Source organism: Stenotrophomonas sp. 278, from assembly GCF_003935715.1.
Classification (GTDB): domain Bacteria; phylum Pseudomonadota; class Gammaproteobacteria; order Xanthomonadales; family Xanthomonadaceae; genus Stenotrophomonas; species Stenotrophomonas maltophilia_AH.
Window position 1 is genome coordinate 1 of sequence record NZ_RHPP01000127.1, and the last position, 11,606, is coordinate 11,606.

Annotated in this window: 9 protein-coding genes; 6 read left to right on the plus strand and 3 right to left on the minus strand. The window is 65.1% G+C overall.

Going from position 1 to position 11,606, the window contains the following annotated elements; genetic code table 11:
• The 6 genes from EGJ34_RS17300 to EGJ34_RS17325 form a co-directional block, all read left to right on the plus strand.
• A partial coding sequence (locus EGJ34_RS17300; protein ID WP_125361720.1) for a DUF2135 domain-containing protein occupies positions 1-1,065 on the plus strand: 1,065 nt, incomplete at its 5' end.
• Positions 1,066-1,133: 68 nt separating this feature from the next.
• A protein-coding gene (gene prfB / locus EGJ34_RS17305; protein ID WP_125361728.1) for a peptide chain release factor 2 occupies positions 1,134-2,259 on the plus strand; the annotation gives its coding sequence in 2 pieces (ribosomal slippage) (positions 1,134-1,208 and positions 1,210-2,259; 1,125 coding nt in all).
• Positions 2,260-2,300: 41 nt separating this feature from the next.
• Positions 2,301-3,818, plus strand: coding sequence for a lysine--tRNA ligase (lysS, locus tag EGJ34_RS17310; RefSeq protein WP_125361721.1), 1,518 nt, complete (start codon positions 2,301-2,303; stop codon positions 3,816-3,818).
• Positions 3,819-4,071: 253 nt separating this feature from the next.
• Entirely contained in the window at positions 4,072-5,157 is a 1,086-nt protein-coding gene (locus EGJ34_RS17315; RefSeq protein ID WP_260477039.1) for a two-component system response regulator, read from the plus strand.
• A gap of 1 nt (position 5,158) precedes the next feature.
• A complete protein-coding gene (locus EGJ34_RS17320; RefSeq protein ID WP_125361723.1) occupies positions 5,159-7,369 on the plus strand; it encodes a response regulator in 2,211 nt (736 codons plus the stop codon).
• 222 nt (positions 7,370-7,591) lie between these two features.
• Positions 7,592-8,464, plus strand: coding sequence for a crotonase/enoyl-CoA hydratase family protein (locus EGJ34_RS17325; protein ID WP_125361724.1), 873 nt, complete (start codon positions 7,592-7,594; stop codon positions 8,462-8,464).
• Positions 8,465-8,522: 58 nt separating this feature from the next.
• Here EGJ34_RS17325 and EGJ34_RS17330 read toward each other — a convergent pair whose 3' ends face one another.
• The 3 genes from EGJ34_RS17330 to EGJ34_RS17340 form a co-directional block, all read right to left on the minus strand.
• The gene (locus tag EGJ34_RS17330) at positions 8,523-10,199 is read right to left on the minus strand and encodes a long-chain fatty acid--CoA ligase (RefSeq protein ID WP_125361725.1); all 1,677 of its coding nucleotides are present in this window, start codon (positions 10,197-10,199) and stop codon (positions 8,523-8,525) included.
• A gap of 157 nt (positions 10,200-10,356) precedes the next feature.
• Positions 10,357-11,019 carry an AAA family ATPase gene (locus tag EGJ34_RS17335; RefSeq protein ID WP_125361726.1) on the minus strand — a complete coding sequence of 221 codons (663 nt, stop codon included), beginning with the start codon at positions 11,017-11,019 and terminating at the stop codon, positions 10,357-10,359.
• A complete protein-coding gene (locus EGJ34_RS17340; protein WP_125361727.1) occupies positions 11,019-11,390 on the minus strand; it encodes a type II toxin-antitoxin system prevent-host-death family antitoxin in 372 nt (123 codons plus the stop codon). Before EGJ34_RS17340 ends, EGJ34_RS17335 begins: the two co-directional genes overlap by 1 nt.
• Positions 11,391-11,606 lie beyond the last annotated feature (216 nt).

An 11,606-nucleotide genomic window follows, 5' to 3' on the forward strand; every position in this document is an offset into this window, starting at 1 on the left:
CGGGCCGCACCGCCGCCGCCGGCCCCGGCAGCTCCTGCCATGGAGATGGAAAGGGCCCGCGCCAACGACACCGTAGCGCTGGATGCCATCGCGCTCACCGCCAGTCGGGTTGAGGAGACGGCCTACGCGCCTGCACCAGCGGATGCGCCGGCCAATGGTGGTCAGCTGCGTATCGCCCTCGGGGCCTGGCAGCCTGATTCGCAGTACGCACGCCAGCTGCGCGCCGCCGCACCCGCGCAGGTCTACGCCCTATACCTGAAGGAACGCAACGAACACGCCAACAGCAGCGCGTTCTATCTGGACGTGGCCGACATCCTGCTGGAGCGTGGTCAGCGCGAGTTGGCCATCCGGGTGCTGTCCAACCTGGCCGAAATGCAGCTGGAAAACCGCCATGTGCTGCGCGTGCTGGGTTACCGGCTGATGCAGGCCAAGGCCCCGGAACTGGCCGTGCCGGTGTTCCGCCAGGTGCTGGCGATGGGTGAGGAGGAGCCACAGAGCTTCCGCGACCTCGGCCTGGCGCTGGAAGCAGACGGGCAGATGCAGGCCGCGTTGGATGCGCTCAACGAGGTGGTGATCCGGCCGTGGGACGCCCGCTTCGACGGCATTTCGCTGATCGCGCTGGATGAACTGAACACGCTGGCCAGCCGCCACAAGCTGGACCTGCGCAAGGTCGACCCGCGCCTGCGCCGGGCCATGCCGCTGGACCTGCGGGTGGTGCTGGGCTGGGACAGTGACAACAGTGACATGGACCTGTGGGTGACCGATCCGAACGGCGAGCGGGCCTACTACGGCAACCGGCTGACGTACCAGGGCGGCCAGATGTCGCGCGACTTCACCGGGGGCTATGGGCCGGAACAGTTCTCGCTGCGGCAGGCCAAGCCGGGGGTGTACAAGGTGGAAGCCAACTATTTCGGCAGCCGCGAGCAGCTGGTGACCGGGGCGACCACGCTGACGCTGCGGCTGACCACGAAATGGGGTGGCAAGGGCCAGCAGGACCAGTACGTGACGATGCGCCTGAAAGACAGCAGTGAAACGGTGCTGGTCGGGGAGTTCGAGGTGAAATGACGGCCAACATGAACGGGGCCGCTGGCGCTATAATCGGCGGTCTTGTCCAAGCCTTCATGACTGCCGATATGATCGAGCTCAATCCCGTGCGCCAGCGAATCACCGATCTGACCGATCGTGTGGTCTCGCTCAGGGGGTATCTTTGACTACGACGCCAAGAAAGAGCGTCTGGAAGAAGTAACCCGGGAACTGGAAAACCCGGATATCTGGAACAACCCCGAATACGCCCAGAACCTCGGCAAGGAACGCTCCCTGCTGGACAAGACCGTGGGCGGCATCGCCACGATCCTGGACGGGTTGGGCGAATCCACCGAACTGCTTGAACTGGCTGAAAGCGAACAGGACGAAGACACCGCGCTGGCCGTGGTTGCCGACCTGGACAAGTACCAGAAGCACGTGGAACAGCTGGAATTCCAGCGCATGTTCTCGGGCGAGATGGACAGTGCCGCCGCCTTCGTCGACATCCAGGCCGGTGCCGGCGGCACCGAAGCCCAGGACTGGGCCGAAATCCTGCTGCGCATGTATCTGCGCTGGTGCGAATCGCGTGGCTGGAAGACCGAGCTGATGGAAGTCTCCGGCGGCGATGTCGCAGGCATCAAGTCGGCCACGCTGCGCGTGGAAGGCGACTATGCCTATGGTTGGCTGAAGACCGAAACCGGCGTGCACCGCCTGGTGCGCAAGTCGCCGTTCGACTCGGACAACCGTCGCCATACCAGCTTCACCTCGGTGTTCGTGTCGCCGGAAATCGACGACAACATCGACATCACCATCAACCCGGCCGACCTGAAGACCGACGTGTACCGTTCCTCCGGTGCCGGTGGCCAGCACGTCAACAAGACCGAGTCGGCGGTGCGTATCACCCACGTGCCCAGCGGCATCGTGGTGGCCTGCCAGACCGGCCGCAGCCAGCACCAGAACCGCGACAACGCGATGAAGATGCTGGCCGCCAAGCTGTACGAGCTGGAGATCCAGAAGCGCAACGCCGAAAAGGACGCCGTGGAAGCCACCAAGTCCGACATCGGCTGGGGTAGCCAGATCCGCAACTACGTGCTCGACCAGAGCCGCATCAAGGACCTGCGCACCGGCATTGAACGTTCCGACACCCAGAAGGTGCTCGATGGCGACCTCGATGAGTTCGTTGAAGCCAGCCTGAAGTCCGGCCTGGAAGTCGGCTCCAAGCGCATCGACGCGTAATTCCCCCTTTGTTCCCCCCGCACAAGACCAGCGACCACGCCATGAACGATCAGACCCCCGCGCCGCAGACCCCCGTCGACGAGAACAGCCTCATCGCCGAGCGCCGCGCGAAACTGACCGCGTTGCGCGGACAGGGCATTGCCTACCCGAATGACTTCCGCCGTGAAGACTTCGCCGGCAGCCTGCAGGCCGAGTACGCCGACGCCGAACAGTGGACCGCTGAAACCCTGGAGGCCAACGGCCGCCAGGTGAAGATGGCCGGTCGCCTGATGGCCAAGCGGGTCATGGGCAAGGCCAGCTTCGCCCAGATCCAGGACGAATCCGGCCGCATCCAGCTGTTCCTGCAGGGCAACGCCCTGGGCGACGTCTACACCGCCTTCAAGGGCTGGGACGTGGGCGACATCATTGCCGTGGAAGGTGGGCTGACCCGGACCAAGACCGGCGAGCTGTCGGTGAAGGCGACCAGCATCCGCCTGCTGACCAAGTCGCTGCGTCCGCTGCCGGACAAGTGGCACGGCCTGGCCGATGTGGAGCAGCGCTACCGCCAGCGCTACGTCGACCTGATCGTGACCCCGGAGTCCCGTGATGTGTTCATCAAGCGCTCGCGCATCATCCGTGCGATGCGCGCGTGGCTGGACAGCCGCGACTTCCTGGAAGTGGAAACGCCGATGATGCATTACATCCCCGGCGGTGCCACGGCCAAGCCATTCACCACCCACCATAACGCGCTGGACCTGGACCTGTACCTGCGCGTGGCTCCGGAGCTGTACCTCAAGCGCCTGACCGTGGGTGGCCTGGAGCGGGTGTACGAGATCAACCGCAACTTCCGCAACGAAGGCGTCAGCACCCGGCACAACCCGGAATTCACCATGATGGAGCTGTACGAGGCCTATGCCACGTACAACGAAATCATGGACCTGACCGAGAACGTCATTCGTGACGTCGCCCAGAGCGTGCTCGGTACCACCGAGGTGGAGTGGGATGGCGCGAAGATCGACCTGGGCCCGGCCTTCCGCCGCTGGCGCATGGACGAGGCCGTCCGTCACCACAACCCGGAAATCAGTGCGGCCGACTGCACCGACCGTGAGGCCCTGCTGCGCCACTGTGAACGCCTGAAGATCCGGGTCAAGCCGTCTTACGGCTGGGGCAAGCTGCTGCTGGAGATCTTCGAGGCCACGGTCGAGCACACCCTGATCCAGCCGACCTTCATCACCGACCATCCGGTCGAGGTCTCGCCGCTGGCCCGCGCCAGCGACAACGACCCTGGCTACACCGACCGCTTCGAGCTGTTCATCAACGGCAAGGAGCTGGCCAACGGCTTCTCCGAGCTGAACGATCCAGAAGACCAGGCGGCGCGCTTCCAGGCCCAGGTTGCAGCGAAGGAGGGCGGGGACGACGAGGCCATGCATTACGACGCAGACTACATCCGTGCGCTGGAGTACGGTATGGCCCCGACCGGCGGCCTGGGCATCGGCATCGATCGCCTGGTAATGCTGCTGACCGGCAGCAGCTCCATTCGCGATGTGCTGCTGTTCCCGTACATGCGCCCGGAAAACTGAGAACCCGGTCTCGGATGGCCCGGAACGGGCGGTTCGCCGGGGCTATCGCCAACATGGCCGCGCGAGTATGGTTTCTGCGTGGCCTCATGGATTCCCAGGCACTCTGGCCACGGGTCATTGACGTATTGCGGACGACTGACGGCCGCTTCACACTGTGACCACGATCATGAACTGGGGCGATCATGAGCGGAGGTGAAGCATGCAAGGTGCCGGTGTGCAGAGCGGCGCGGTATCCTTTTCCCAGCCTGTGCCGATGTGGTCCAGGCAGACGACGGAAGCGGCCTTGAATATTGTCATCGTTGACGATCAGACGTCTGCGCGCACCATGCTGCGCCATGTCATCGAAGACATCGCGCCCGAACTCAGCGTGCATGACTTCGGCGACCCGCTGACCGCGTTGGCATGGTGCGAGTCCAATGCCGTCGACCTGCTGCTGCTCGACTACCGCATGCCGGAGATGGACGGGCTGGAATTCGCCCGGCGTTTCCGCCGTCTGCCCAAGCACCGCGACATCCCGGTCATCCTGATTACCGTGGTCGGTGACGAACCCATTCGCCAGGCGGCGCTGGAAGCGGGGGTGATCGACTTCCTGGTCAAGCCGATCCGGCCGCGTGAGCTGCGCGCACGCTGCTACAACCTGCTGCAGTTGCGCCAGCAATCGGAGAACGTCAAACAACGCGCGCTGTCGCTGGAGCAGCGCCTGCTGGCCAGCATGCATGAAGTGGAAGAGCGCGAGCGCGAAACCCTGTCGCGCCTGGCACGGGCCATTGAATTCCGTGATGCCGGCACCAGCGCCTATCTCGAACGCATGGCGCACGTCGCCGGGCTGATCGCCGAACAGCTGGGGCTGCCCGAAGAAGAAGTGCGCCTGATCGAAATGGCCGCGCCCCTTCATGATATGGGTAAGATCGCCATCCCTGATTCGGTGCTGCTCAAGCAGGGTAAACTCAACGACGAAGAGCTGGCGATCATGCGCCGGCACCCCCGGATCGGTTACGAGCTGCTCAGTGGCAGCCAGAACCGGTTCATCCAGGTGGGCGCGCTGATCGCGCTGCGCCACCACGAACGGTTTGACGGCAGCGGGTATCCCGACGGCCTGGTTGGCGAGGCGATCCCGCTGGAAGCGCGGATCGTGGCGGTGGCCGACGTCTTCGATGCATTGATTTCGCCGAGGCCTTACAAGGAAGCATGGAGCATGGACGCCACACTGGCCTATCTGTACGCGCAACGCGGTCGCCTGTTCGACCCCCGCTGCGTGGATGCACTGCTGCGCGGCCGCGCGCAGCTGGACGAGATCTGCGCGCAGCATTCCACTGCGTCTTCCCGACCGGGGATGTGACATGGGCGGTGTGTTCCAGAAAGTGAGGCAGCGTCTCGGTGCGAGCGGTGCCTTGGCGTTGCTGCGCGCGCGGCTGAGCGGCCGACCCGACAGCGAGCACGGCCAGGCGATCGTGCGCATGGTGCTGATCGTGCTGATCCTCGCCTATGTGCTGATGCCGAACGTGCGCAACGACCTGCCGCATCACCAGTACCAGGTGGTGCTGGGCATCGTGCTGACCGGACTCACCCTGTCGGTGCTGCTGTTTGGCTGGCTGCTGGCGCGGCCCGGCCGGTCCGATCCGCGCCGTGTGGCGGGCATGCTGGCCGACTACGGGCTGATCGCCGCCGGCATGGTGCAGATGGGCGAACCGCTGGCCTGGGTGTACATCGTGGTGATGTGGGTGACGGTCGGCAACGGCATGCGCTTTGGCAACCGTTACCTGTATGCGGCCGTGGGCATGGCGCTGGTCAGCTTCGGAGTGACCATGCTGACCACCGATTACTGGCGTGACAACGCGCGGCTCGGTTTTGGCCTGTGGTTAGGGTTGGCCGCGGTACCGCTGTACTTCGCCAGCCTGCTGCGCCAGCTGACCCACGCCATGGACGAGGCACGCCGGGCCAGCGAGGCCAAGAGCCGCTTCCTGGCCAACATGAGCCATGAGTTCCGCACGCCGCTCAACGGCCTTTCCGGAATGACCGAGGTGCTGGCCACCACCCAGCTGGACGAGGAACAGCGCGAGTGCGTGAACACCATCCAGGCCTCGTCGCGCAGCCTGCTGACGCTGGTCGAGGAGGTGCTGGACATCTCGGCCATCGAAGCAGGCAAGCTGCGCGTGGTCGAGGAGGATTTCGCGCTGGCGGACGTCATCCAGTCCATCGGCCTCATCCTGATGCCGCAGGCGCGGGTGAAGCGGCTCGATTACCAGGTCAAGGTCGATGAAGCCGTGCCGCTGCTGCTGCGCGGTGACCTGGGACACCTGCGGCAGATCCTGCTCAACCTTGCCGGCAACGCGGTCAAGTTCACCGAGCAGGGCAAGGTCGAGATCCGGGTCTCCCTGCTGCGCGAGGAGGGCGATGGCCGGGTGCGGCTGCGTTTCGACATTCTCGATACCGGTATCGGCGTCAATCCAGACATGGCTTCGCGATTGTTCAAGGCCTTCGAGCAGGCGGACGTCAGCCTCGGCCGCCGTCATGAAGGCTCTGGACTGGGCACCTCGATCGCGCGCGGACTGGTGGAAGCCATGGGCGGCGAGATCGGCTTCACTGACAACCCGCCACAGGGCAGCCTGTTCTGGTTCGAGCTTGCGTTCGCGCTGCCGCCGGTGGAGCAGGGCCGCTTCACTCCGGCTGTGGCCGGCGAAGCCACGCCGGGCGGGGCGGGCAATGTAATTGCATTTGCCGACCCCTTCCTGCGCCATCGAGCGCGCGTGCGCAGCATGAAGGTGCTGGTGGCCGACGACCACCAGGCCAACCGGCTGGTGCTGCAGCGGCTGCTGCAGAAGGCCGGGCACAAGGTCGTGTGCGTCAACGGCGGTGAAGCCGTGCTCGATGCCATGGCTGAAAGCGACTACGACGTCGCCATTGTCGACCTGCACATGCCGGGCATGAGCGGGCTGGACATGCTCAAGGAGCTGCGGGTGATGCAGTCCGGCGGCGGGCCGCGCACGCCGGTGCTGGTGCTCAGTGCCGACGTCACCCCCGAGTCGATCCAGCAGTGCACGCAGGCCGGTGCGCATACCTTCTTCGGCAAGCCGGTGGTGCCGGTGCGCCTGCTCGATACCCTTGCAGAAATTGCCAGCAACGACGCGCGCAAGCCGCGGGTCAACGTGGTGCCGGCCCCCGCGGCCGGCGTCGGCGTGCTCGATACCGGCGTGCTGGACGAGCTGGCTTCGTTGGGCATGGGCGAGAGCTTCGAGCAGGAATTCATCCGCCAATGTCTGGTCGACGCCAAACAATGCCTGGTGACGGCCAACGAGGCCGGTGAGCGTGGCGACTGGGCGCTGCTGCGCGAGCAGGCGCACGCCATCAAGGGCGTGGCCAGCAACCTGGGCCTGGTGCGGGTGGCGTTCCGCTCCGGCGAGGTGATGCACATGGCCGACTGGCAGCTCAAGAGCGAGTGGAAGGAGCGGATGAAGCAGATCCGCGCAGCGGTGAAGGAAGGCCGACAGGCGTTGGCCGCGCGCATGCACCCCAGTGCGGTCACCGGCGACAGCGACATCGACATCGGATGAGTCCGTGGCGGACGCGCATGGCGCGTCTACCGCGCAGTGACGCGCCATGCGCGTCATGCGTCATTCCTGGCGGCCCTGAACACCGTTCACATAGGAACGGTTATCACTCTGCCAGATGTTTGCATTCCAGCGAACGTGCCCGGTGTAGGATCGCGGCGTGTGGACCCGTCAGGCCTGCCGCCCACCGTCCTCCCTCCAGGCCAACTCGCCGAGGAAACTGCCATGCAAACCATCGAAAAGCTCCCCACCACTCCCTGCGGCTACGCCACCATCCGTACCGAAGCCACGCACGACAATGCCGCGCACTGGTTGTTCATGCACGCTGACGCGGCTACCGGCATCCGTCCGTGCTGCCGCAAGGACATGCTGGATGAAATGTGGACCGTGATGAGCCAGATCACCGCCACCCCGGCCGAGCGCGCCAGCGGCAAGTTGCGTCATTTCGTGCTGGCATCGGACGCCACTGCCTACAACCTGGGGGGCGATCTGGAACTGTTCGCGCGGCTCATCCGCGAAGGCAATCGGGATCGCCTGCTGGCCTACGCGCAGCGCTGCGTGGAAGGCGTGCACCACCTCCATACCGGCTTTGGGGGCGACGTTCGTTCCATCGCGCTGATCCAGGGCGATGCCTTGGGCGGCGGTCTGGAAATGGCGCTGGCCTGCCACACCATCGTGGCCGAAGCGGGCAGTGGCATGGGCCTGCCGGAAGTCCTGTTCGGCCTGTTCCCAGGCATGGGCGCGTACTCCTTCCTGTGCCGTCGCGTGGCCCCGCAGGTGGCCGAGAAGATCATCCTCGAAGGGCGTGTATACAGCGCCGAGGAAATGTATGCGATGGGCGTGGTCGACGTGCTGGTGCCGAAGGGGCAGGGCGTGAAGGCCGTGGAAGACCTGATCCGCCAGCACCAGCGCACCCCGCGCACCTACCTGGCCATGAACGCGGCACGCAATCTGGCTCAGGCGGTGAGCTATGACGAGCTGCTGGAAATCACCAAGATCTGGGTGGAATCCGCGCTCGCGCTGGAAGACAAGTCGCTGCGTACCATGGATCGGCTGATCAAGGCGCAGACGCGTCGTGCCCAGTCCGATGCGGCGTAAGGCCGAATACAGGGGGAATTGAAGGCCCGGCGATTGCCGGGCCTTCTTTGTCTGGCGGTTACTCCGCCGGTGCGTCGCGCAGTTCGCGGCGCAGGATCTTGCCGACGTTGGTCTTCGGCAGCTCCTTGCGGAATTCCACGATTTTCGGGTGCTTGTAACCGGTCAGGTTGGCACGCGCATGTTCCTTGACCTGCTCGGCGGTGAGGTTGGGGTCCTTCTTGACGATGACCACCTTCACGATCTCGCCGGACTTGTCGTCCGGGACGCCCACCGCAGCCACTTCCAGCACGCCCGGCATCATCGCGATCACGTCTTCCACCTCGTTCGGATAGACGTTGAAGCCGGACACCAGAATCATGTCTTTCTTGCGGTCGACGATGTAGAAGAAACCGTGCTCGTCCATGCGTGCCATGTCGCCGGTGTGCAGCCAGCCGTCGGTGTCGATGGCCTTGGCGGTTTCTTCCGGACGCTGCCAGTAGCCCTTCATCACCTGCGGGCCGCGGATGCACAGCTCGCCGACGTCGCCCGGGGTGAGGGTCTGGCCGTCATCGTTCTTGACGCAGGCGTCGGTGGAGGGAATCGGCAGGCCGATGGCACCGTTGTATTCGGCCAGATCCAGCGGGTTGATGCAGGCAGCGGGCGAGGTTTCGGTCAGGCCATAGGCTTCCACCAAAGTGACGCCGGTGACCTTCTTCCAGCGCTCAGCCACGGCACGCTGCACTGCCATGCCGCCACCCAGGGTGACCTTCATGGAGGAGAAATCGACCTGGTCGAAACCGGGAGTGTTGAGCAGGCCGTTGAACAGCGTGTTGACGCCGGTGATCGCGGTGAAGCGGGTCGACTTGAGCTCCTTGACGAAGCCCTTCATGTCGCGCGGATTGGTGATCAGGTGGTTGCAGCCGCCGAACTTCATGAAGACCAGGCCGTTCGCGGTGAGTGCGAAGATGTGGTACAGCGGCAGGGCGGTGATGATCCACTCCTTGCCCATTTCGATGCCCGATGCGGAGATCCACGCCGAAGCCTGCTGCATGTTCGCAACCAGGTTGCGGTTGGTCAGCATGGCACCCTTGGCCACGCCGGTGGTGCCGCCGGTGTACTGCAGGAACGCCACGTCGTCGTGGTCCATTTCCACCTTCGGCAGGGTGTGCTGGCTGCCCAGCTTCAGTGCCTGGTTGAAGCGGATCGCGCCGCGGATGCTGTAGTTCGGCACCATCTTCTTGATGTACTTCAGCACGAAGTTCACCAGCACGCCCTTGGCCCCGAGCATGTCACCCAGACCGGTGGTGATGACCTGCTTGACCTGGGTGTCCGCGATGACCTGCTGCACGGTGTCGCCGAAGTTGTCGACCACCACCAGCACGGCCGCGCCGGAGTCGACCAGCTGGTGCTTCAGCTCGCGCGCGGTGTACAGCGGATTGACGTTGACTACGGTCAGGCCGGCGCGCAGCACGCCGAAGGTGGCCACCGGGTACTGCAGGCAGTTGGGCATCATCAGGGCGACACGGTCACCCTTCTTGAGCTTGAGCTCGCCCAGCAGATAGGCAGCGAACTGCTCGACCAGCGCGTCGGTCTCGCCGTAGGTGAGCACCTTGCCGAAGCTGGAGTAGGCGGGGCGGTCGCGGTACTTGGCAACCGAGGTATCGAATACGGCCGAGACCGAAGCGAATTCGTTGACGTCGATCTCGGCGGGCACGCCGGCGGGATAGCTGTTCAGCCAGGGACGTTCCAGACTCATATTCCCCCTCCAGGAAACGTTGATGGTGTGCGGTGACGGTGAGTATCCGTCGTTTCGGCACCCGGCAGCATACCGGGCCGAATGGAAAACGCGAAGGATTTGTGAAGCAGGTGTGCACGTGGCCTGTTCAGGCCGGCATTGGTACGTGCCTTGGGCTTCATGCGGTGGGGCCAGCGGGACTGTTTTCGCTGCACTGCAGCGCAGCTTCCATCAGCGGAACCGCCCAGTCCGGCGTCCGTCGCAGCTGCCCGGCATCGTCCGGCTCGGGCCATACCAGGTGACCGGACTCCATCTGGAGCACCAGCTGCGGATCCGGTACCGCCTCGCCAGGCGCGGCGTCGGCGCTGTTGTCGTACACCTGGAGTTGCGCCAGGCGTGGCATCAGGGCACTCAGGTTGGCCAGCGCCAGCGGATAGCGACGACGGATGTCTGCTTCGTTGATCGGGTGGCCACCGGCAAGTACACGGGCCTGCACCCGGGCCAGATGATGCTCGGGCGAGGGCAGCCCGCAGTACCACATCAGCACGTCGTGGGTGGCGGTGGCCTCGGCCAGCAGGGCGGCAATGGAGCGGCCGCCCAGGGTGGTCTCGAACGCGTGGTTGCGGCCTTCGGCCAGGGCGCGCTTGATCCGCTCCACGCCTTCGGTCCAGGCCTGCGCGTTGGCCTGGGTCGGGTCCATGCCCATTTCGGTACGCAGCTGGCGGGCCCAGCTGTCCGGGTTGAACCAGTCCAGCCCGGCCTGGCGCAGCAGGTGCCCGCCGATGGAGCTCTTGCCGGCCCCGTTGACCCCGGCCAGCACGAACAGGAACGGGCGCGGCATCAGTAGCCGGTACCGGCGGCGACCTTGCCCTTCAGACGTGTGGGTTTGCGCAGCAGGGCGCGCGCCTTGCTGCCGGCCCCGGCCGCATCCAGCGAAGACAGGCGGGCGTCAAAGCTGTCGCGCAGCTGCTGCAGGACCGGGCTTTGTTCCCGCAGCGAGGCCAGGTCACGCTGCAGGCCCACGACCTGCGCCTGCAGGGCCTGGTACTGCTCGGCCGAGATGATCACCGCCTGCGGTTCGTTGTGGTTGGTGACCAGAACTGCCTGCTGGTCACGCACGTCCTGCATGACCTTGCGCCAGTGCTCCTTCACCGACGAGGCGGTGGTGCGGGTCAGCTCGGTGATCGGGTCGAACTTGAGGGCGTGCAACATGGCGGAGATTCCGGCAGCAGCGATGGCCCGAGCATAGCGCGGATGGGATGAAATGGGAATTTTATGAGAAATAGGAAAAGCAGGGGTTCAGTGTGGTGATGGGCGGTAGCGCCGGCCGTTGGCCGGCCCCACAGGGGCGCGGCCCCCCCCCCCCCCCCGCCGACCCCCGCCCCCCCCCCCACCCCAGGCGGGGGCGGGGGGGTAAAAAAAAAAACC